12 protein-coding genes are annotated in these 24,818 nt (G+C 45.1%); 5 read left to right on the top strand and 7 right to left on the bottom strand.

Features of this window, described 5'->3' with window-relative positions; all coding sequences use genetic code 11:
* The first annotated feature begins 449 nt into the window (after positions 1-449).
* Positions 450-647 carry a hypothetical protein gene (locus tag H6795_02330; GenBank protein ID MCB9817358.1) on the top strand — a complete coding sequence of 66 codons (198 nt, stop codon included), beginning with the start codon at positions 450-452 and terminating at the stop codon, positions 645-647.
* A gap of 357 nt (positions 648-1,004) precedes the next feature.
* Here the strand turns inward: H6795_02330 and H6795_02335 are convergent, their stop codons facing one another.
* Together H6795_02335 and H6795_02340 are read right to left on the bottom strand one after the other, a co-directional pair.
* Positions 1,005-3,905, bottom strand: a complete 2,901-nt coding sequence (locus tag H6795_02335) for a hypothetical protein (protein ID MCB9817359.1) — start codon at positions 3,903-3,905, stop codon at positions 1,005-1,007.
* On the bottom strand, positions 3,847-4,116 hold the full coding sequence (locus H6795_02340; GenBank protein ID MCB9817360.1) for a hypothetical protein: 270 nt from the start codon (positions 4,114-4,116) through the stop codon (positions 3,847-3,849). The genes H6795_02335 and H6795_02340 overlap by 59 nt, the downstream gene beginning before the upstream one ends.
* 52 nt (positions 4,117-4,168) lie before the next feature.
* Between H6795_02340 and H6795_02345 the strand changes: the two genes are divergently transcribed.
* The 3 genes from H6795_02345 to H6795_02355 all read left to right on the top strand — a co-directional run bounded on the left by H6795_02345 (position 4,169) and on the right by H6795_02355 (position 5,800).
* A complete protein-coding gene (locus H6795_02345; GenBank protein MCB9817361.1) occupies positions 4,169-4,567 on the top strand; it encodes a hypothetical protein in 399 nt (132 codons plus the stop codon).
* Between the two features lie 231 nt (positions 4,568-4,798).
* Complete coding sequence (locus tag H6795_02350) at positions 4,799-5,206, top strand: hypothetical protein (GenBank protein MCB9817362.1); 408 nt, start codon at positions 4,799-4,801, stop codon at positions 5,204-5,206.
* A 201-nt stretch (positions 5,207-5,407) separates the two neighbouring features.
* On the top strand, positions 5,408-5,800 hold the full coding sequence (locus H6795_02355) for a hypothetical protein (GenBank protein ID MCB9817363.1): 393 nt from the start codon (positions 5,408-5,410) through the stop codon (positions 5,798-5,800).
* Positions 5,801-6,058: 258 nt separating this feature from the next.
* Here the strand turns inward: H6795_02355 and H6795_02360 are convergent, their stop codons facing one another.
* Entirely contained in the window at positions 6,059-6,886 is an 828-nt protein-coding gene (locus H6795_02360) for a hypothetical protein (protein MCB9817364.1), read from the bottom strand.
* Positions 6,887-7,046: 160 nt separating this feature from the next.
* Here H6795_02360 and H6795_02365 point away from each other — a divergent pair, with 160 nt between their 5' ends.
* Positions 7,047-7,382: a hypothetical protein gene (locus tag H6795_02365; protein ID MCB9817365.1), complete on the top strand. Its 336-nt coding sequence runs from the start codon at positions 7,047-7,049 to the stop codon at positions 7,380-7,382.
* 246 nt (positions 7,383-7,628) lie between these two features.
* Here H6795_02365 and H6795_02370 read toward each other — a convergent pair whose 3' ends face one another.
* The 4 genes from H6795_02370 to H6795_02385 form a co-directional block, all read right to left on the bottom strand.
* Positions 7,629-10,016 carry a hypothetical protein gene (locus H6795_02370; GenBank protein ID MCB9817366.1) on the bottom strand — a complete coding sequence of 796 codons (2,388 nt, stop codon included), beginning with the start codon at positions 10,014-10,016 and terminating at the stop codon, positions 7,629-7,631.
* Positions 10,017-10,535: 519 nt separating this feature from the next.
* Positions 10,536-11,507 (bottom strand): serine hydrolase, encoded by a 972-nt coding sequence (locus tag H6795_02375; protein ID MCB9817367.1) that lies wholly within the window; start codon positions 11,505-11,507, stop codon positions 10,536-10,538.
* Positions 11,508-11,543: 36 nt separating this feature from the next.
* Positions 11,544-12,161, bottom strand: a complete 618-nt coding sequence (locus tag H6795_02380) for a transposase (protein MCB9817368.1) — start codon at positions 12,159-12,161, stop codon at positions 11,544-11,546.
* Positions 12,162-12,872: 711 nt separating this feature from the next.
* Positions 12,873-24,770, bottom strand: coding sequence for a tail fiber domain-containing protein (locus tag H6795_02385; GenBank protein ID MCB9817369.1), 11,898 nt, complete (start codon positions 24,768-24,770; stop codon positions 12,873-12,875).
* Between the last annotated feature and the right edge of the window lie 48 nt (positions 24,771-24,818).

A 24,818-nucleotide genomic window follows, 5' to 3' on the forward strand; every position in this document is an offset into this window, starting at 1 on the left:
GAAGTAAAAAGCAAATTGTTAGTTCTTTTTGCGATATGTCAGAAATACTGGCAAGTACGTCGTTGCAAAGAAGCGCCGAGGCTTTTTGTTACTTTTTAGCCGGCAGAAAAAGTAAGCAAATACTTTTGTGCCAATGTACTCATGTATCAATAGATAAGAACTGCGGTGCTACGCCCAGCGCTTTTACGCAACTTTTGGCGGTAAAAGTTGCAAAGGATCAGTCTAAATATGCTATTTTTATCCGCTAGCTGACAGACTGTTAGAAAAAGTAAGTAATAATTCTTGGAAAGCAGAGTAGAATTAAATGCATGTTTGAAATAATTGGTTTTAGCATAATTATATTGACTTTTTAGCAATAGCGTGTTAGATTAGTGTTTATAGAGGGTGTTCTCTGTCTATGCAGGCAGATGGCACTCTTTTTTTATTTAGTAATCAAGGGAGGATACTAAATGGCAGGTACAATAACAGGCGGTAAAAGTGCCGCTGCGACAAACAAGGCTAAATACGGCAAAGATTTTTATGCACGTATTGGCGCAATGGGCGGCAAAAAAGGCACAACTGGTGGCTTTGCAGCCAACCGTGAGCTTGCTCGAACAGCAGGCGCAAAAGGTGGCCGTATTAGCCGCCGCACAAAAGCTACTAAATAGTAATTTACATTACGTATTGAATAGCTAGTAAAAAACAGGATCTTTTTAGGATCCTGTTTTTGCATTGTAGGCACTACGTGGGTACTAATTTTCTGGCAAAAGAAAAATGCAACTACCAGCTGCGAGATTAGTAGTTGCATTTAACTTTTTGAAATGTTTTTGTTTGTACTTACATTATTGCACTGTAATGCTTATGGTGCAACACTTTTGCACAAAAATAGTGTTCACTTTTTTTTACCCCTGTAATTTCTGTGGATAAGTTTGGTAAAACTATACACCATGCAACATATGTTTGAATAGCTCTGCCATTTTTATACTCAGCTTTATGCACACATATTAATAATTTAGTAGCCTATTTTACTGCACAATGATGTAGTCAAACGTATACGTTTGGCCGGTTATTGGTGCATTAAGTGTTTGTATTATTAGTGTGTTTTGCTGCGTGCTATTAAATATTTGTAGGCTAGCTGTGTTGGCATTTTTGGCAGATAATATGGCTCTTGGTGCTATATCAAACTGTGCGTTAAAAGCTATTTCGGCTAAGTCGCCTGCTGTGGTGTTGGCACCAGCAATTATAGTTATGGTTCCGGCGGTGTCGTTACCTTCTATGGTTACTTGTGGGGCTGGTATGTTGTTTAGGGTGTCTTCTGTACCTGCTGCTGTACCTGCTGTTGCTACTGGGGCGTTACCAGCTGTTATGATGTGGCCGTTTATAGTAATGTTAGCTACGGTGATGTTCTCTACTGTTAGGTTGCCGTTAAAGATAGCGTTGCCATTAACCGTAAGGCTTGTTAAGGTTGTGTTGCCAGATACATTCAGGCTACCGCCAATAGACATATTGCCATTAATAGTAGCGCTGCCACTAATGTCTAGGCTGGCACCTTGTAAGACGGTACTTAGTGGTGGGCCTGGGTAATAGCCTTGTTCTACATAAACCATAACGGTAGTTTTACCACTTAGCGGATCCCAGGCTTCTAGAGCTTTACCTATAACGGTACCGGCAGCTTCAGCTTTTTGAGCTTTACCAGTGTCTGGTGAAGTAGTAATGTAGTCACCTGGTTGGATGTTGCTGGAAGCAACAGATATTTTAACTGGTACACGGCCGTTTAGAGCGACAGGCATTGGGTTGTCTTCTTCTTTTATGTTATGACCAGCCGAAGTGAAGTCCCCATAATTGTTAGATACAATACCTATAACATTAGCTTGGTACGAACTACTGGTTTTAACTAGGCGAGTTACCTGGCCTTTTACTTTGTTCCAGTCTACATTACCGTCTGTTTCGTCGTAGGTATTAACCATTTCAGTGCCTATGGCCACAATGTCGCCATATTCAACACCACTAGTGACCGGGTACATTTCTGCGTAGTCAGCAGCTGGGGCTGCGTTACAGTCACGAAGTTGATAGGCAGTGTTGGCTGTTGGTGCGGTACCATTTGCTAGGCTAGAACAAACAGCGTTGGTACTAGCAGCATTACCTAGAGCAACACTTACAAAGCCCCGGGCGGTGGTGGTGTCTACATTTAGCAATGTGTTGCCGGCTGCATTTTGTACTTGGAAGGCAGTTGTTGAGTCAACTGAATTCTTAAATACACTTGGGGACTGTTCACTGGCGATTTTTAGGTAGACATCGTCGTAGTACCATGTACCCGTTGCACCTGTTCGTTTTGTTAAATTAAAGTTCATAAAGTACTTGCCCGCAGGAACAACGACACTGTTAGTTCTGAGCGTGTAACTTGTGCCAGGATCTGTCCAGACATCTGTTGTGAAGCTAGGGTTGGCAAAATCTTTATCTGTAAACTCAACATAGAAACCACCAGTACCGCCACCACCGGCAGAACGCTTGACCCAACCTTCATAATAAATTACCTGCCCAGGTTGCACAGGCACCCTTTTAACGGTACCCACATCTTTAGGTCCAGCCGCACTTATGCTATATGAATTATTGCCAGACCTAGCATTATTGTTGACTATATCACCAGTTGTCCACCACCCACTGGAACTAGCATTACCCAAACCAGACTCAAAACCAGGATTTTCAATTTCATTATTGTTATCTCTTATAGAATTGTTAATGATATAACCTGTGCCTACAGTTGACCCAGTTTGATTATCCATATTGAATAATACATTGCCTGTAGCATTTTGAAGCTGAAATGCTTGGGTCGTATCTGTAATGTTTTGAAATACAGCCGAGCCGTCCGAGTACACACGAACTACATTTTGCGGAGAACCGCTAACTGTTAAGTAAATACCATTCTTACCTTGAAGCTGTAGAATATCGGTGTCGGTGGTTGACTGTTCACCTACCCAAACATTAGTACCAATGCCGTAATCGCCAAAGTAAAGTCTTGCTGTTGCTCCACTTGACGTTGGGTCATCGCCAATAATAACCCTACCGTTTGCTGTGTCCACCTTTAGCATTGCGACACCGGCTGCGTTCTGCACCTGAAAAGCGGTAGGCGAGTTGACTTGGTTTCTAAATAAGCTTTCTCCATTGCTATTTATGCTAACTATGGGGTTAGTGGCACCCTGCAAGTAAAGTGGAAACCTGTTTGTGCCAGTAGTCAAATTCTCTACAAAAATACCATAATTGTTGGCAATGGTGCCGTTGTTTAGTGGGTTGGCTACACTAATGCCAATAGCGTTTGTAATGGTTCCCGTGCTAGAGTTTCTTATTTGGGCATTAATACCTGTTGCGTTTGTAATTGTGCCTGTGGTTTGGTTGAATACTCTAAATTGTCCACCATATACATAACCGACTGTACCCGTTCCCTCGTTAGCTGCTTGTCCATTAACGCCATAGAGTAAGGCATTTGTCATGTTGTTACTGGTTGTTCCAGCCCAAGTACCGACTGCGGCATAAGATTCATTAGAAACTGAAGAAGGCGTAGCTGTTACAGTGAATAATGAACCATTTTGATTGAAGGTGTTGCTGGTAGCAACAGTATCAACATATAAACCAGAACCTCCAGAGACATTCTGACTTATCAGATTTTCTAAATAAATAGCTGACCCAGAAGTGTCTATTGTGAATAAACTGTTACTAGCGCTATTCTGCACCCTGAAGGCAGTGCTTGAATCTACTGTGTTTTTGAAGGTTGTAGCGCCAGTGTTACCTACTGTTAGCACATTGCTAGCGCCTTTTTGTAAGGTGAGTAAGTTACCACTTGCACCTGTTTTGTTAATGAATATAGAGCTGTTATTGGTAACTATCTGTTTGTGCGCTGGCTGGAGCGAGCTGTACAAAGCCAGTTCCACAACTACCCCAACTAGGTGCAGCCCCTACCCCATTAGATATTAGGCATGAACCACTGGCGACAGCTGCTAGTTTGCTTATGGTTGTAGCACCTGATGCATAGAGTAAGTCACCTGTGGTGTAGCTACTAAGACCAGTACCACCGTTGGAGACACTTAGGGTTGTATTGAAGTAAGTAGCACTGTTTCTGTCTACTGCTCCAGTGCTAAGCACACCAGAACCATTAGTTTGTAGTAAACCTGCAGTGTTTAAGCTACTAAATGTAATGGTACCAGAGCTAGTAATAGCGGTAGCGTTTTGGATAGCTCTACCTGAACTGATGACAGTTGTGGCTCCTACTTGTAAGTTACCACTTACTAGATTTAGGCTATCGCCAGTTGCTAAGTCTAAGCGGTTAGCGGCGCCACGGCTTAAGGCAGTGTCTCCACCAAATGTTAGACTGCCGCCAATAGTGGCATTGTTTGTAATGGCAAGGCTGGTACCGACACCTGTAGCACTTAGTCCACCACTAAAGGTAGAAGCTGTAGCAGTGCTGGCTCCTCTACCAGTAACGGTAGCTAGGGTATCTGCTTCTGTGAATGAGGTTAGACAGGTTGCAGTAGTACAAAGAGTGCCACTAGAGTTAGGTAGAGTCCATGTCTGGTTAGCGGTTGATCGGCACTAGTAATAGTTCCGTTGAATCTAGCTGCACCACCTGCTGTAACGGACAATATAAGCTGGTCGTCTGTAGCAGTGGCAGTCCCGGTTGTTAGGTTCCGCACATATGCGGTGTTGTTTAGTTAGTGCTCCGGTTAGAGTTGATGTGCCAGTTACGGCTAGAGTGCTACTTAGAGTTGTGGCACCATTTAGAGTGTTAGCACCAGTACCTGTTGAGAAGGTGGTAGCACCAGATTGAGTGAAGTTACCTGATGTAGTGAAAGCACCTGTGCCAAGAGCTAATGTGTTTGCACCGGATACAGTAACTGAGCTATTGAAGGTGGTGGCACCATTTAGAGTGTTAGCACCAGTACCTGTTGAGAAGGTGGTGGCACCAGTTTGGGAGAAGTTGCCTGTGGTTGTAATAGCACCAGAGTTGAGTACACCTAGTGTAGTTGTACCGGTTACTCCGAGTGTTCCGCCGATGGTTGCGTTGTTAGTAACACTAAGGCCGGTGCCAGCACCTGTAGCGCTTAAGCCACCACTGAAGGTAGAAGCTGTAGCAGTGCTAGCTCCTCTACCAGTTACGGTAGCAAGGGTATCTGCTTCACTAGCTAGACCACAACTGCCCCATATAAGCGTAGTCGCATTACTAGTTAGACACTGACCATTAGTACCTCGAGCTAGTCGAGTAGAGTTAGTACCGTTAGAGTACAGCAGATCACCATTAGTAGTTAGACCAGATATGGCGTTAATGGCGCCTTGAGCAGTAGTAGCGCCGGTACCGCCATTAGCGACGGCTAAGGTACCACCTAGAGTTAAGGTACCACTAGTAGTTATCGGGCCACCACCTAGGGTTAAGCCAGTGGTGCCACCACTACCAGATACGCTAGTAACTGTACCAGTAGTACTGCTAGTACCTGCTCCAATAGCGGTTCTGAAGCTAGCAGCATCTAGAGCTGAGACAGTGTTGTCGGCATTAACTCTTAGGAATGTAATGGCGCTTGGGTTAGTAAGAGTAAATAGGTTACCACCGACTGTAGTAGCCCCCAGGTTAGTTCGAGCACCAGCGGCGGTAGACGAGCCAGTACCACCGTTAGCGACTGGGACACTAGCTACAGTACCAAGTACACCAGCTGCGGTATTGGTGACAATACCGGCTGTACTAAGACCACTAAAGGTAATAGTACCAGAGCTAGTAATAGCGGTAGCGTTCTGGATAGCTCTACCTGAGCTAATGACAGTTGTGGCTCCTACTTGAGGTTGCCACTAGATACATTAACATTACCCGTACCATTTGGAGTTAGAACAATGTTACCGTTACCCGCAGTAGTTTGCACATTAAGATTATTAGAACCGTCTGTGTAAAGTTTGGAGAGTTGGTTGTTATTAACCTGGTTAGTAGAAGTAAAATCACCACCGACATAGAGTGGGCCGTTATTTATCTTCTTAAGACTTATATGATCAATTAGAGTGGTTTCACCACCTACCGAAGCATAGTTTGTTAAAATGATAACCCTTACATATTTGGTGCCAACTGGGAAGTTGGGGAATACCGTTCCTCTCCACTGGTGGTTGCATTAAATTTATGCCAGTTGCCATCGTTAGGAATATTATAGGCAGAGGCAGCAAAATAACACCAACTACCACAAGGCGCGGTCAGAATAGCTACTTTCGATGCGTTATATGCTTTATATCCAAAGTATAATGTTCCTGGGGTTGAGCCAGTAACTGTTTCTTTGAAATAGCCTTCTAGTTGCAGAGTGTCTTTAGTTGGGTCAACCGGTATATAGTCATCTGACTCAATAGTGCCAGCATTAACCGACTGAGCTGTATAGTTACCAGAGTTAGCTCCGGTAACAATGCCAGTAATCCCTGACCATCCTGCGGTAGTATTTGTTTCAAAGTCACCATTATATAAAAGATTATCGTTATCTGGCACTAAGTAGCCGCCTTGAGTGATTTTACCCGTTACGGCTAAGTCACCAGTTACCTGAGCGCCTGTACTACTGACCCTAAATCGTTCTGTGCCACCAACACTAAAGCCGAGGTTGTTGGCATCTATACGGTACATACCCATGTTGGTAGAGCTACTAAAGCTGTAGCTTGGGCCACCGACTGCACCATCTGCTGCTTGGAAAAGACCGGCTGTAGTTAGCCTATTAGTACCGTTTTGTTGGATGTTACCACTTACTAGGTTAAGACTATCACCAGATGCAAGGTCTAGGCGGTTGGCTGCACCACGGCTTAGGGTAGTGTCTGCACCAAAGGTTAATGAACCAGAACAAGCAAAGTTACCACTAGAATTAGTGATTGTACAGCCTGTAGAACTATTGCCACCAGCCAATAGAACATCTCCCGTAGTATTCAGAACTTCAATTGGAGCATCTACATAAGTACCACCATTGTATCGCTGGACTTGAAATGCTGGGTTAGCACCTCCGCCAATAGCACCTATTGACCAGTTGGTAGTAGCACCATAGCTAAATGATAATCTCTGAGAACCTGTGCTACCGCCAGTTATTACAGCGGCCGCTTCACCACTGCCCGGCCCAACAGTTAATCCACCACCAACAGTAGCATTGTTGGTAACACTAAGGCCCGTACCTGCTCCGGTTGCACTTAGGCCGCCACTAAAAGTTGAAGCAGTTGCAGTGCTCGCACCACGAGCTGTGACAGTTGCTAGGGTATCTGCTTCAGAGAATGAGGTTAGACAAGTGGCGGTGGTACAGACAGTGCCAGTTGTTGGAAGCGTTAAGCTGGTAGCGCCACTAGTAGTAAAGAATAAGCTGTTACCAGCTGTAGATAACGGAATAATACCAGAGTTATCTTGTAGAGTGTAAGTTCTAGCAGCGGTTAGGTTGGCGTTGGTTATCGTACCGTCAAAACGAGCACCAGTACCAAGAGCGGCTGAAGTAATAAGAATACGATCATCGGTTGCCGTAGCATTATCTACAGTTAGACCACGAATGGTAGCTCCGCCAGTGAAGGAGCTAGCTGTGGTAGTTGTAGCACCACGAGTAGTAACACTTTGAGGGTATCTGCTTCAGCCGCTAGCTTGCCATTAAAGGTTGTCCAATCGGCGGCAGTTAAGAAACCTTTAGTTGAACCACTAGCTGCTTGGCCGTTAGCGTAATCAAGGGATATAACGCCGGCGGCATCGTTAAAGTCGGCGGCTGTAAAGGTAGCAGCACCTTGGTAGTGCCATTAGCTGCGGCATCGGCAATAGTTAGAGCACCAGTCGTAGCACTAAGTGACAATGCTCCACTAGCACTGACAGCTACCGTACCAGAACCGTCAGGTAGAGTAATAGTTCGAGCAGTAGCACCTAGTGTGGTTAAAGCTTGAAGAGTAATAGTGCTAGAACCAGCACCGGAACTTCTAAAGACAACTCCACCATTATTAGAACCAGTTGTACCAAGGGTTAGAGCATTAGCTGCAGTGAAGGTGTTAGCAGCACTAAAGCTGTTAGCTTGGTCTTTGTAAGCAACATTACTTAGTGTGCCGCCAGTATTAATGTTGGCGCCATTTAATAGAATGCTAGTTGTAGCATTAAGAGTGGCAGCAATACCAGTACCAGTACCAATATTAAAGTTAGTGTTCTGGGCTGTACCTGGTGTAGTACCTTGAGCTTGGATATAGTTGGCCGAACCAGAGCTAGCTGCAAATGCGGTACAAGTAATGGTATCTCCTAGAGCAGTAATAGCGTTACCAGCACTACAGGCAGCTGGGTAATTGTTTAGAGCAGTCCAGTCAACTGTACTGCCAGAACCAATAGTTAGGGTGTCGTTAATATATGTATCTGTGATGACACTACCCTGCCAAGTACCACTAGTAATAGTGCCAGTAGCGGTAATAGCGCTTAAGTTACCAGTAGTTAGAATAGTACCGGTAGCATTAGGTAGAGTGTAGGTTCTGTTAGCAGTTAAATCGGCGCTGGTAATAGTACCGGTAAAGCGACCGGCTCCACCAGTTGTGACACTGAGTACTAATAGATCATCTGTAGCTGTAGCTGTGTCTACGGTTAGACCGCGGATGGTAGCTCCGCCAGTGAAGCTTGGGTTGTTAACCACATTAACCGTCAAACTCCCATTAGCCCCACCATCAGTGATGCTGATGTTAGAGCCGGCGGTTAGAACTCGTTCGTTAGTTAGGGTACCGTCTAAACCTACGGTAATGTAGCTAGCAGCAATTGGAGCGCTACCACTACCACCTGTACCACAAGTACTGCTGAAGCTTAGGTTACCACTAGCGTCACCAACAATACAGTCACCACTACCGCCGTAGCCACTAGGTAGTTTGAAGGTTAGGTTACTAGCAATAGCAGCTGACTGGAGAGTGGTCGTGTTAGAGCTACCGTCGCTTAGGACTAAGCTACCAGCTTGGCTGGTAGTACCGACACTAACGGAAGCTCCTTGGACAGTTAGAGTACCGCTAAAGGTTGGAGAGTTAGCGACATTGATGGTCAAGGTGCCGTTGGCACCTGTGTCAGCGACGCTGATGTTAGTGCCAGCACTGAGCAAGCGTTCGTTAGATAGACCAGAGTCATAAGCTAGGGTGAGATACTGAGCATTGTTAGGAGCACTACCACTACCACCTGCTCCACAGGTACTGCTGAAGCTAAGAACACCAGTGCCGTTAGTGACTAGACAGTCACCGCTAGTGCCGTTAGTAGCTGGGAGGGTGAAAGTCAGGTTAGAGCTAATGGCCGCTGACTGGATGGTGGTGGTATTACTGCTACCGTCACTAAGAGTGAGAACACCAGCTTGAGTAGTAGTACCAATACTGACACTGGCGCCTTGGAAGACACCAGTACCAGCTACGGTTAGGTTACCGTTAGCTGCTAGCAGTAGTCGGTCGTTACCACCAGACTGAAGCTGGAGTAAGCTACCAGTACCAGTTTGGTTGATCCGCAGTGCCGTGTTGGCTGAGTTGACAGTTTGGGTGGCACTAGGTGCCAGTTGGGCCAGTTGGTCAGCTGTAAAGGAGCCCGTGGCTCCTTTGAGGGTTTGGGCTTGTTGGGCAGCAAAGGCGTATGGTACAGCCGTTACCTTGATGCGAGGGTTCATCTCACCATTCCATGGTGGGGTGGCGGTTTGAGTAGGACCGCCGATGTTCATGCTGAGCCAGAGTTCTTGGCTCCAGTCTATGGTGCCAGGAAAGGCTGTACCACCAGCCGTGGTATCTGCCAGGCTGACAGTCAGGTAGCCGTTCTTGACCTGGACACGGTAGTCGTTGCCAGGTGCGGCGCCATTGGTGTCGTAGCGAGTGTCTGTCCAGAGCAGTGTGCCACCAGAGGCTGCATCGTACAGTTTAAACTGGACGTTGTAGTAGCCATCAGGCACCAGGGCGCCGGTGTTGGTGAGGATACGGGCTTGGAAGTTAATGGTGGTGTTGGCGGCTGCTAACGCGTTGGGTGTGAAGGCGGGCGTATATAGATATATAGCGGTAAGGAGGCTGAGAGTGAGGGTGAACAAAAGAGAGCTGGCAGTAATGGTGCGATGGAATATACGGGTTGAGTGGGAATTGGTACTACCAGGATGTAGTACGTATGTACATAATTTTGTAAGTCTATAAAAAACAAAAAACACAGGCCCGCTTATGTGGGATCTGTGCCTAAGATATCTGTTGGTAGGTGCGACGTTGCGGCCTTTTAGCCAATAACGCCATTTGCGCAGCATGTTGGTTTTTTGGTTTTTTTGTTTTTTTAGTGTTTGTGTGTGTATACCGCTGTTTTGGTTTACAGGTTTTAGTATATATGATTAGCCGCAGCAAGCAAGCCATTTTGTATACAAAAATAGAACATGTGAATACACCCAAAAATGTGTAAATAATGTGTACAATATGTTGTGTATACAACATCGTAACAGCTTTAATATATAAAATCTTATAGTTAGATAGCAAAATTAATTGTAATATTATTTACAACATTATAATTATACCACGTAGAGTTTTCCACAGGTATATTTTAATTATCTTACAAAATTGATTACATGTTACTCAAGGTTTTGTGTCATATGTTCATACACAATAACTGAAATTTTACCTATGTGTTGGCTGGCGAATTCATCACTACCATTAATCATTACACACAGTAAGTACGGGCGTGTTGGTACGTAAAATATGCCACAATCACTTTGAGTACTTTGCTCAAAACTCCCAATTTTATGGGCTATAGTGGGCATTGTATCTTGCGGTATGTACCGTTTTAGCCTGTCATTAAATGTTGTATTTGTAAGTGTATACAACATTTCTTGGGAATGTTCTTTAGATATATAGCATGCAAAATATAAGCATTTTAAGATAGAAGAATACGCCTCTGCACCAATTAAAGTTGAGCCTTCTTTATCGCTAGCATAAGATAAATCAACAAAATTAAATACTTGATCAATTGTTTGTAAGCCTACTTTTTGTGATAATACATCTGCTAGTGCCCGCAAGGCTGTGTTGTCTGAATCTCGTAACATTGTTGTTACTAGATCGTCTAATGTCAGTTTGTAGCCACTGCCCTTTTTATATAAACTACCGTACGTACTGTCTAGATTTGCTTGCGTTAAAGTAATAATATCGTCTTTTTTCAGCGTACCTTCTTCTAGCGCATGGTAGTATTGCATGGCAAAAGGCACTTTAAGCAATGATGCGCCAATTAAGGTGTGTGTTTCGTTAAGCCCAACAGATGTTCCGGTAGGTAAATACTCATAATAAATGCTGTAGTCAATGTTTTGTAAGTTCGCATCTGTGTAATCTGTTAACTTTTGCCTTAAATCTGTAAAATTCACGATTCGTTCATTGCCATTAGTGCTAAGGATACGATCTGCTAGCAAATTATAGCGTTCCTGTTTGGTGTTTAGTGAATTCTTATAAATTACTACAGTTAAGACGCCCCCAGACACCATGCCAAATACAATCAAAACGACTGCAATTGCCAGCCGCTTGGCCACCTGTTTTTTGTTTTGTACTCTTAGCATAAGCGTAAGTCTAATTATAGCACCCAATAGCCCCAATTACGGTGTATTGGCTATAAATTGCTTGATCACGTTAAGATCATCATGATACGCCTTATAATCTGCTACAAAATCGGCATAATTAACATCATCAAATAGTTCTAAAATCTTATTTGACTTAACCCAGTCTGCAGTTTTATTGCCCAAATAATATGGCAAGCTAGACCATTCGTAGGTATTATAGTTATCTGGGTTTAAATGAATGTAACGGCTGATGTGTAGTAGCTGCGCATCATCAGTAATTCTTACTGCACGATACCTCTGCTGAAACACTGGCCCGACCCGTTTGTATTTTTTGTTAAAGTACATGCCGTACGCTGTGGCCAAACTCCGCATAAAATTTGTAATTGCTGTGGGGTCTTCTTTTTGGTAAATGAACAAATGAAAGTGGTTGCTCATTAAGCAATAAGCCAGTAGATCAACTTCGTTATAAAAATTTGGGTGGTTCGTTCTATTTGCCTTCTTCACTTTTTTTATACCAAGATACCGCTTTAATAGCGCTAAGAAAACAATAAAGTCTTCTTGATCCCTAAATATACGATTTTTATTTACACCCCTGTTATAAAAATGATAGTAACTCTCGGCTGCGTACTGCTTAATAAGGTTTCTTCCCGGCATACCACCATCCTACCACACCCACCCCCTTTCTGCTATCGGGTCCAACCCGATAGCATGTTGTGAAGGTGTACGCCGCTGTGTGGTAGGCCACTTGCTATCGGGTCCAACCCGATAGCAAAGGTTTTGAGGGGTTTAGGGGGGTTTGGGGGGTGGATTTGTTTGTTTTTTTGTTGGGGTAGATTGGGTGTAAAAGTATAGCCCATAGTTGTTTAAACTGTGGGCTATACTTATTTTATTTTTGGTTTGTATGGGTTTAGGCAACTCCGCAGTGTGCCTGCCCTGCTTGTGTTGGTTTTTGTTTTGTTTTAGCTGGCGAATAGTATTCGCGTTTTGTAGAGAACAAGCGATGATGCACTATTTGGGTGCACTACGCCCGGCTCACTTTTTTATAGATATTTATTTTGGTTTTTTATGCCCTGCTTTGTTGGTACTACTTTCTTTAAAGTTCCGCAGCTTTATTGATGTATGTACCATAGGGTTGGTGTAGTTTTTTGTGTTGGTGTTATTTTTAAAGTGTTTGTTTTTGGCTAAGGTTGTTTTTATGTATCTGCGATGGTACACAGACACCTTAGCATCATGGTGGGCTATGCCCACCAATGTAGTAGATAGTAGTTTGTAGATAGTATTTTATAGTGCGCGCAATATGCATACCGCACTGTTTAGCTTTGTTGTCTTTGTTTTTACTGGTGATATTACTGTTATTATTCATGTTTATTCCACAATAAAGTACGTAAAGGTGTACGTCTTTCCGGCTTGAGGTGCCTGATCTGTATAAATACTAAAGCTGGTGTTGGTGGTTGTAGAGCCGTCGTAATATGCGCCTACTTTGGCACTATCGCGGTTAGCTGGGCTAAATACTACGCGTGGTTTATTGGTAAAGGCAGTATTAAAGGTAACTTTTGCGAGTTCGTCTGCGGTTGTGTTTGCGCCGGCAACCACTGTAATAGTGCCGGATGTATCGTTACCACTAACAGTTACTACGGGGGCTGCGATATTGTTCAGTACGTCTTCTGTGCCAGCTGCTACGCCTGTGCTGACCGTAGGTGTATTACCAGCAGTGATAATTTTACCGTTTACGGTGATGTTAGCGACGGTGATGTTCTCTACTGTTAGGTTACCAGCTATTACTACATTGTCTGTTACAGTTAGGCTCTTCATGGTTACTGGGCCGGTGACATTTAGGCTACCTACTATATTTAGGCTACCTTGTATTGTGCCACCGTTAGTGAGGTCTAGAATGTTGTTAGAGGCCGGTTGAATGGAGTTTTCAAGCGCGGTAAGGCGATTTTGAGCATCGGTTATCATGGCTTGTTGTTCTTGAACGGCGCCGATGAGAGGTGTGACGAGGCCTGCGGTATCTAGTAGCAGATAACCTTGACTATCTACGCTCACAAATTCAGGTAAAACCGTTTGGACATTCTGAGCTATTAGCCCGAGTTTTTGGGTACCAGGATCTGACTTGTATCTATAGTAAGTGGGCTGTAGTTGCATTATCTTAGCAAGATTGCCTGTTGCTGAACTATCTATATATTTCAGCCTTTCATCTGATGTGCATGATAGAGAACCATGTATAGTACAATTTGAAGTTTGGGTATAAAGACTCAGGCTCATTCGTTGACCTGGGTCACCAATTGTCGCCCATTGAGCACCGGGGTTTAGAGCTAGTGCCGAAGTAGAATTATTTACTCCTATATATGCAGCATTAGTACCAGTATTAGTCCAAAGTTGCATGTAATTATAGTTACCATACACTCTAAAACTATTGTTTTGATATGTTCGAACAACATTACTTTCGATAGAGTATATGCCCGCACCATAATTCTCGTTATACCATCCTGTCTGTCCATAAGACCTAAACCAGTTAGATGCATAGACAGCACTATCAGCTGTAATGCTACCATTACTCCAAAAGCCACCATTATATATATTGGCATACTTGTTAGTAATTGACGCGCCATCTTGCCAAATCTGCTCGCGACTATGAGTTATGACTGCAGCTGGTGAATACTGTACGAGTACATCACTATTTACATTGTTACCATCATTCTGGACCCCAATGATCAATGCGCCGTTTTCTGTACTATCACCCCAGTAGTTATAAGCATTATTATCGTTATCCCAATGTATATACCCATAATCAGAACCACCCGTATCTACCCCACCAAACAATTCTTCTCTTCCAAAAAAGATATCCTTACCAGCATTGATACCCACACCAGTACTTGTAACGGCAAACGAGCGTTTTTGTGCTTGTATTTTGTCTACATAAGCAGTTATCGCACCAGCGGCATCACCCTGGCCTGTACTAATAACTATTCTGCCTTTTAACTTGCCGGCAGGTATTTGGAATGTACCTCTACATTCTGCCCAGCTCGTTGTGAGGTTGCAATCTTTTACTGTGTATATGGCTGCTCCTGGGACAAAGAACATAGGGTCATTTGCACTATCGTTCAAAAGTATCCCAATGGAAAGATTTGGTACAACACCACCGGCGGTACCTGAGTAAAAACCATAGGCGGACACTTCTATAAATTCGCCGGGTGATACATCAAATGAATCTAACATATCATACCGCTGGTAACCACCCCCACCCGGGTTTGCCGCAAAAGTGGCAGCCGCAGAATATGAACCAACATTGCCATAATGAGTGGCACTTCTGGTAGATGTTGAGCGGAGTTGCCAAAATGTACCATAGCCAATTGGTACATCATTTGCTGCGTTCCATTGTTCTAGATCACCGTTAACTAAAATGCTTTGTGCGTAGGAATACGCATTAGCACCATTAACCTTTAGTAGGTCTGTTGTATTTACCATGCTCAACGCCCCGCCTGACGAAGTCCATACAGCAGCGCTAATATTTTGCCAAGAGCCGGCATTATTTTTTACCTGCAAGGTACCAGCATTGTCTCTTATGCCATAACCAGCTGAACCACTGGTTGAGCCGAAGTTGAGATAGCTGTTTGAGCTAGCAAGTATGTTGCCATTTACTGTTAATTTAGCTGCAGGATTAGTGTCGCCAATACCGACATTGCCATCGCTAAGAATTGTCAGTTTGTTACTCCAGCCGCTTGCTCCTCTAGTAAAGAATGAAAGGTTTGCGTATGCACTGCCATGATTGATATTCTGTGCAGCAATACCCGCCGCTATACTGCCATTGCCGTGAAACGCTAGCTCTGTCCAGTTATTTGTAGTTCCATCACTGTTCCTGAGAGCCATTTGAGCATTGCTACTAAATGCTCCGGTAGATGTATTGGCCTTTGAAACATCCAACAAATATTGTGGGTTAGTTCGGCCGATTCCCAAATTACCAGCTGTGGTTAATGTCATGTGTGCCGTTGCTGCACCGTTGGCATGGAAGGCTAAATTATACCCGTTGTTCGTGACAAGTCTTGCTGTGGTATCGCCGGTGCTTGCGGCTACACCCAAAATGTTGGTTCCACCTGCTTGCCACATTTGGTTAAAGTCGCCTGCGGCATTTGTAAAGGTTGCGGGCGCTGTGTAGTTAACAGTTAGCCTATAGCTTGACCCCGTTGTACCGACCGAGACATTACCGTTGTTACCCATAAACATAGTGCTTGTAGAAGAATTATTGCGAATGTTGAAGCCACTTGCACCATAGTTAAGATACATTACATTGTCGCTCCACCTTGGCCACAAGAACTGTTCATATGTTCCACCAGAATTTTTAGCCTGCAAGGTAGCTGTGTTTTCAAACTGCAATACACCACCAGTGCCAGTAACAACAAGATTGTTCGCTTTACCTTCACCGCTTATCCAATAATTGCTTGAACTTTGTGCACTACTGTTTTGGTTCTGAATATAGTTACCACTTCCACTAGCCGGAGCAAAAGCTGTTGAGTCTAGACCGTCTAGCAAATCGGCATTAAGGTTTGTAACTTTTGTTGTAGACGATACGGTAAATGGCGAAGTACCAGTTGCAATAGTAGAGGTGAACCTAGTACCTTGTATTACGCCAGCAGCCGTTAGGTTGCCAGAACCATCTAAGACTAAGCCGTCTAGTTGGGTGCCCGATGAGTTAACTGTTGAAAAGCGCATTGAATTATCTAACAAGCGAATCATTGAGCCACCGCGGTTGGTGTTAATGCGCGGGAAGCCAGTGGTGTTGTACATATTGTTAGCTATACCAACACCAGTGTATGTGTAGCCAGGTTCGCTTGCCCACAGCATAAGATCTGCTGTGTTAGTTGCACCACCATCACCAATAGAATGAAGCAATAGTTGCGTATCACCATGACCACCATATACTTCTAACTTGCGGCTAGGTGTAGCAGTGCCTATGCCTACTCTGTTGAGAGCTGCATCTACAAATAGTGTGTTTGTGTCAAAGGTGGCGTTACCAGTTACTGATAGAGTTGATGTGATGCTGGTAGCACCATTCAACGTATTAGCACCGGTGCCAGTGCTAAAAGTTCCGCTACCGGTTTGGCTAAAGTTAGAGTTATTAGCTACAGTTATACCACCGTTGAAGGTACCAAGGCCCGTGAAGGTGCTGGTGCTGGTTACAGCTAGTGTACCGCTAAATGTTGCAGCACCAGCATTTGTAATAGTTAGTCTTGCGGTATTTGCTGTCTCTAATACAAGTGCTTGTGAATCGTTAGTGCCCAGAGTTGCCGTAGTACCAAAGCTGTTACCGTTTTGGATAAAAGGTCCGCTTTGGGAAGGCGTATTTATTAAAGTGTAATTAATAGGTGTAGTTTCGTCTGTTACTAATGCCCCACTCCATGCATCACCCCAGCCATCTATACTGCTATGGCCTGCTATTATTTCTTCTATAACCACCTTGGGGTACTGCCAAACTGTAGAAGTATTGCCTAGCATGATAACTGGATTTGTACCGTTACTAGCTAGTCTAATTGTAGTGAATGGTGCACTACCGCGTATTTCGGCCGAAGCATTTACCCAGCTTGGAGTAGTGTAAGCATATCCGCTAACTATTGCCTCCCACGCACCATAGCCCGAATAATCATAGCCCTTAATAGTGAATCTTAACATAGTAGCAGTAAAGCCTTTTGGCGCGGTAAGCACTATAGTACCAGTTTGGTTTGAAGCAGAAATGTTATACGTATAAACATTTTTATATGTTCTTACGTTGTTTTGAGACCTACTAGTGACGCCGTTTACATCAAGTGCTGTGTTCGGCGTAGTCGTACCTATACCTACATTACCGTTGTTTTGCACGGTTAGTTTAGTTGTGTCTGCAGTTTGCAGATATAGATTACCTGTACCGCGTGAGTTAAGTATTAGATTTTGGTTATTTGTTGAACGAATTTCGTTTTGTAGTGGCGTACTGTCGTATGATGATCCTAGTAGCAAGCCTCTAGCCCTTATATTGGTAGCACCACTAGCAGTAGTTAGTACCGAAAGGTTACCAGCATCTGTCATGATTTGACCACTAATAACATTTAGGCTATCCCCGCTGGCTATGTCTAGGCGGTTAGCTGCACCACGGTATAAGTTAACGTCTGAGCCAAACCGTAGTGGGTACGTAGCGCTGGAATCAGATAATGTTGTTAGGCCTCTTGCTGTAGTGGTGTCGGTGGCTGTATCACCCAGTGTGGTGTTGCCGGCTACTGTTAAAATACCGGCTGCAGCTAGTGTGCCGGAAGCATTACTAACAGTAATGGTGCCTGTGCTTGTAGTTAGTAGGCTATAGTTATTCTGAGAAGAAAGTAGTGCGCTTGGTTGTATACGGAATGCATTGTTTGTACCTGCTCCAGTGATACCAAATAAAGTATTGCCAGTTATGTCTAGGCTAGCTATTGTAACTTCACTGCCACCAGCAGGCGCAGTAAAAGAAGTGGCGCTGAAGTAGTTCATACTAGAACCTTCAGAAGTTACGGTTACTTCGCTTGACTGACAAGCTGCCACAGCCTGAGCATCTATATAAGTTACATTAGGTGCACCGCTGTCATTAACCATACGAACATTGCTCCAACAACTTGTGCCATTTTGACTGAGCATAGTTATTGAGCCAGATGTTCCCCAGTCTTTGACAACATTCATGACAATTTGGTTAGGAACTCCACTACCGCCACCATTAGACAGTACTATTTTTGCTGCACCTCTACCTGCCCCACCACCCGCGCTAGTCGCTATACGGTACCAGTTACCAGCAACGAGAGTACCACCTTGTGTTGTAGTAGTTTTGGTAACGGCACCAATATCTGAAGCAACTTGTGCAGTCGTACGATATTTAAGAACACCACTGTCATTGGTGACAAAACCAGTAAAGGTTGCGTCATCTGCAGTTTGGTTTATAGTCGTAGCTCCACTAGTAACGGTTAAGCTGCCAGTAAAGTTAGCTGATGATGATATTGTTTGACCATTAATGAGACCAGAGCTTATGGTACCTATATTAACTAAGTTGCCACTGCTGTCTATACGATTAGTTCCTGCACCTGCACCAGTATTAATGCCTTGTACGCCATTCACAGATGAGTTAAACAGAAAGCCAGAGCCACTGGTTTTAGAGAATGAACCGTCGCCTAGGCTTATTGTACCTGTGGTGCCGTTACCTACATATACGGCACCGAATCTACCAGTGCCTGTAATGTTAAGGTTACCAGTTTGGGCTGTTCCTGGTGTACTGCCTTGCAATTGTACATAGCCACTGCCACCTGTAGCCGGCGCAAAGGCGGTAGAGTCAAGACCATCTAGCGTTGTTGCATCTACACAGTTGTTAGTTACACCAACGTTAGTAGCAGCCACAGTAATACAGCTACCAGCACCAACTGTAAGGGTAGTAGAGCCACCAAGTGCAGTGCTACCACCGCCAGTTAGACCATTGCCAGCTGTTACAGTTAGGGCACCGCTGCCAGTTAGATAAGTATTAGCGATGGTATTACCTTGGTAGGTTACATTTTGGAGGACTCCGGCGTTAGTGAGGCGGGTTGTGTTGTTGGTTAACAATGAGCCTGAAACGATATTTAAGCTGCCATTATAGATTGTTCCTCCATTGGTACTCACATACAGCTCTTGATATGGTGATGCTTCACCAAAGTCGAGATATAGATCTCCTATCTGAATACCGTTATTAGAAGCGTCTTCTGTTATGGTTATGCGATACCCTTTTACATACTTCCCCATAGAATTAGAAGCGTAGTAGTAGTTTTTGCTATAGCCCGTGACATTAGTAACTGTTTCCCAGTTATATGTGATGTTGTCTAGTGACGTATATAGCTCAATTGTGAAGTTAGTTGGTCTCCAGTACCTACTGTTCCACCCGTAAGATACTCCTCCTGTCTGTGTATTTCTTACAGGAAAATCAACTTGTACTATAGCAGGTGCTACTGCTGACACATCTCCACCTGATGTTGTAGTGGGTGTTGTGTCACCATCAAATAACGATGCTAACGATGAAAATAGTCTTACGGCACCAGGCTGTGTAACAGTATAGCCGGGGCGTGATGTAGCATTATAAAGAATATTATATTCACCTGCTCTAAAATTCATGGTATTTCCACCAACAGGGCTCGTAGCATTGATAATGTTATTTGCTAAGATGTTGACTGAGCCATCAGACTGTACCCTAAGTCTTTCATTTCCACCGGTGCTAAAGCCGAGCGTATCAGCGCCGACTAAATACATACCAGTATTAGTATCACTACTAAAGCTGTAGGATGGGCCACCTACTGCACCATCTGCTGCTTGGAATAGACCGGCTGTGGTTAGTCTGTTAGTTCCGTTTTGCTGGATGTTACCACTTACTAAGTTAAGGCTATCACCTGTAGCGAGGTCTAGGCGGTTAGCGGCGCCACGACTGATGGTAACATCTGAGCCTAGGGTAAGGTCAGCGCCTGTCACTGTAAGATCTTGAGCAATGGTGACATTAGCCCCATTTAATGCTATTCCACCGCCAGCAGTGTTGTTTATAACAAGGTTGTTTGAACCACCGTATTGGAAGTCTGCAAAGTTAATTGGTGTGCCATTGGCATCTGCTTGTAAGCGAATATAGTTATTTGAGCTATTAATGCTGTCGTTTTTAAACACCGCCATAGTGCCCCCACCATAGCCATCACCTATTCCATAAACTTGGAAAAAGCCACTGCCACTACCGTTTTGGAAGATATTGCTACTGCCCGTGAATGCTGAGCCAGTGTCTACAGTTAAACTTCCACCTAGGCGGCCATTGCCACTTATCCAAAAGTTGCTAGAACTTTGGGCACTTGCATATTGGTTTTGGATATAGTTACCGCTACCTGATGATGAAGCAAATGAGGAACAAGTTATTGTGTCGCCAAGTTGAGTTATGGCCTGCCCTGCGCTACAAGCACCTGGATAGTTTGTCAGTGCAGTCCAGTCTACTGAGCCTGCTGAACTGACCGTTAAGGCATCGTTTATATATATGTCGGTTATGACATTGCCGTTCCATGTTGCGCCAGTAATGGTGCCTGTTGTAGAAACGTCTAAACCCGAACTATCTATGCTAAAGTTACCACCGCCACTAAACCCGTAAGCGCCACTGGATTGGCTGTAACCAGTGATGCTAGAAAGAGCCCCAGCGGCGCTAAGCCGTTGCGTGCCACCAGTGTATAAGTTGCTTGCAATATTTACATACCCAGAACCATTAGGAGTTAGAACAATATTGCCGTTACCAGCGACGGTTTGGATGTTAAGGTTATTTGAACCATCTGTGTAAAGCTTAGAAACTTGGTTGTTATCTACCAAATTAGTACTAGTAAAGTCACCGCCAACGTAAAGTGGGCCATTATTTATCTTTCTAACACTAACGTGATCAATTAACGTTGTTTCACCACCTGCTGAGCTGTAGTTAGCTAGGAATAGTACCCGAACATATTTTGTACCCACTGGGAAGTTGGGGTAAGAAGTACCTTCTCCACTGGTTGTCGCATTTAGTTTATGCCAATTACCGTCGTTTGGAATATTATAGCTAGCTGAAGCGAAGTAGCAATACGTACCACATGGTGCAGTGGTTATTGCCGATTTTGCTGCATTGTAGGCAATGTAACCAGCGTAGATAACACCTGGAGTAGTGCCTGTAACAGTTTCTTTGACATATGCTTCAAACTGAAGTGTGTCTTTGGTTGGGTCTACTGGTATATAGTCTTCAGATAATACTGTTGAAGAGTTAACTACTCTTGAAGTGTAATTGCCTGAGTTACCGCCGGTCGTTGTGTCTGTCAAGCCCGACCAGCCCGCAGTTGTATTAGTTTCAAAATCTCCATTGTAGACTAAGTTGTCGTTATCTAGCGCTAAGTAACCACCTTGTGTAATTTTACCCGTTACAGCTAAGTCACCAGTTACCTGAGCCCCAGTAGTAGTGACTCTAAGCCTTTCTGTCCCAGCTACACTAAAGCCAAGATTGCTAGCATCTATACGGTACATGCCCATATTTGTTGAGCTACTAAAGCTATAGGCTGGCCCACCAACTGCACCATCTGCTGCTTGGAAGAGACCGGCTGTGGTTAGCCTATTAGTACCGTTTTGTTGGATGTTACCACTTACTAAGTTTAGACTATCTCCTGTAGCAAGGTCGAGGCGGTTGGCTGCGCCACGGTATAGGTCAACATCTGCACCAAAGCGAAGTGGATAGGTGCTGCTTGAGTCAGATAGTGTTGTTAAGCCTCTGACGGTCGTCGTGTCTGTGTTCGCATCACCCAGAGTGGTGTTGCCGTTTACTTGTAGAGTGCTTGCAAGTGTTGTTGCGCCGTTGAGGGTATTGGTACCTGTTCCAGTAGTAAATGTCGTACTACCAGTCTGAGTAAAGTTGCCAGTCGTTGTAATGGCACCAGATGTGTTTAGGGTTCCAGCAACATTCAACTTGTACGTACTGGTGTCAGTAGAACCAATGGCGGTGTTGCCGGACGAAGTGTTGACGACGAGCTTGTCAGTATTGACCGTGAAGGTGCCAGCCACACTGAGCGCACCGTTCATCAGACCAGCACCAAGGTTGTCTATGCTAAAGCGGGTAATACCATTAGCTTGGAGTTCTATGCCAAAGGCATCGTCTGCCCCAATGATGACGTTACTGCCAAAAGTATTACCACCTTGCAGGATGTCACCATTGCCACCAGTACCAGCACAGTTGCCAGTTGTGAGACAGACCGTACCCGTGGCATTAGGGAATGTGATGGTACGGTTAACGGTTGGATCAGCAATCGCAAAGGTGGTGGTGTAGGCATTGTCAGTGGCTCCTTGGAAGACCAGTGCATTGGTACCAAGCAGTTGTGAGGTAACGGTTAAGCGGTCTAGGCTGGCGTTGTTACCAATGGTGGTATTGCCTTGGACGGTAAGGTCACCTGTGGCGGTAAGGTTGGCAAACTGTACATTGCTGGTGGTGGTGAGGTTCTGGCCCGTGTCGTAGGCGAGTTGGGCATCACCAATACTATCTGCGGTAATGCTGAGATTAATGTTTGGACTAGAAGCAGATACCGCTATTTGGCTATTGCCTTGGATGGTGAGCGCACCACCTAAGCCATTTAAGGCTGTCACGCCACCAGATCCACCAACACTGGCTTGGCTGACCCACGTAAAGCCACCCGTGGTGTTATCGTAGGTGAGGACATAGCCGTTCGTACCAGCACCAGCTACGTTGGTGCTTTCTAGATCAATTGCTTCTAAGGTACCGTTAGTAACTTCACTGCCCTCTATGGTGGTACCGAGACTGCTGGTGAGGGTGACACTGCCACCCAATGCCACCGCGCCACCACCTGTTAAGCCAGTGCCAGCCGTCACGGTGACTTGGCCACTACCAGTCAGACGAGCATTGGCCACCGTACCGCTACTTATGTTGCTACCATTAAGAGCACTTAAGGCTGCACCATTGCCACTGAATGAGGTAGCCGTGACAGCACCGGCGCCAGTCACACGGAAGTTACTAATACCGTTGGTTTGCCAGTTAACGTAATCGCCCGCGTAACCACTGCTGGCGTTAATACCAATGTAGGTACCGCTGGCACTGCCGGCAGCAATTGCACTACCAAACTTGAGGAGTGATGAGGTGGCCGACAAGGCGGGCACACCAGTGAAATCTGCAGCGACACCGCCGGTGACACTACTCGTCAGGGTTGCACTGAAGGTCTTGGCCCCACTGACGGTTTGGGTATTGTTAAGTAACATCACGTTACTGCTAAGACGAGCGTCAGCGACCGTGCCAGAAGCAATGTTACTACCATTTAAGTTGGTTAGGTTAATACCACTCACAGCTGGTAATTGGCTGCTGGCATTAAGCTGCACCAGTTGGCTGGCACCGTTAAAGCTATTGCCTTGTAAGGTAACGTTACTACTAAGACGGGCGTCAGCGACCGTGCCACTGGTAACTTGGTTACCGTTAATAGCAATGGAGCTAGCGCCGGCAGCGGTTAAGCGGCCATCACTATCTACCGTAAAGGTTGCTACACTGGATGCACTGCCATAGCTACCACTCGTCACAGTCGTACTGGCGAGTTCAGACGCATTCACTGCTCCAGCAGCAATCTCACTAGAACCAACACTATCTACTGCTAAGGAACTTGCTGTTAAGCTGTCATTGGCAATTTGGGCATCACCAATACTATCTGCGGTAATGCTGAGATTAATGTTTGGACTAGAAGCAGATACCGCTATTTGGCTATTGCCTTGGATGGTGAGCGCACCACCTAAGCCATTTAAGGCTGTCACGCCACCAGATCCACCAACACTGGCTTGGCTGACCCACGTAAAGCCACCCGTGGTGTTATCGTAGGTGAGGACATAGCCGTTCGTACCAGCACCAGCTACGTTGGTGCTTTCTAGATCAATTGCTTCTAAGGTACCGTTAGTAACTTCACTGCCCTCTATGGTGGTACCGAGACTGCTGGTGAGGGTGACACTGCCACCCAATGCCACCGCGCCACCACCTGTTAAGCCAGTGCCAGCCGTCACGGTGACTTGGCCACTACCAGTCAGACGAGCATTGGCCACCGTACCGCTACTTATGTTGCTACCATTAAGAGCACTTAAGGCTGCACCATTGCCACTGAATGAGGTAGCCGTGACAGCACCGGCGCCAGTCACACGGAAGTTACTAATACCGTTGGTTTGCCAGTTAACGTAATCGCCCGCGTAACCACTGCTGGCGTTAATACCAATGTAGGTACCGCTGGCACTGCCGGCAGCAATTGCACTACCAAACTTGAGGAGTGATGAGGTGGCCGACAAGGCGGGCACACCAGTGAAATCTGCAGCGACACCGCCGGTGACACTACTCGTCAGGGTTGCACTGAAGGTCTTGGCCCCACTGACGGTTTGGGTATTGTTAAGTAACATCACGTTACTGCTAAGACGAGCGTCAGCGACCGTGCCAGAAGCAATGTTACTACCATTTAAGTTGGTTAGGTTAATACCACTCACAGCTGGTAATTGGCTGCTGGCATTAAGCTGCACCAGTTGGCTGGCACCGTTAAAGCTATTGCCTTGTAAGGTAACGTTACTACTAAGACGGGCGTCAGCGACCGTGCCACTGGTAACTTGGTTACCGTTAATAGCAATGGAGCTAGCGCCGGCAGCGGTTAAGCGGCCATCACTATCTACCGTAAAGGTTGCTACACTGGATGCACTGCCATAGCTACCACTCGTCACAGTCGTACTGGCGAGTTCAGACGCATTCACTGCTCCAGCAGCAATCTCACTAGAACCAACACTATCTACTGCTAAGGA

The organism is Candidatus Nomurabacteria bacterium (genome assembly GCA_020631975.1).
Taxonomy (GTDB): Bacteria; Patescibacteriota; Saccharimonadia; order Saccharimonadales; family CAIOMD01; genus JACKGO01.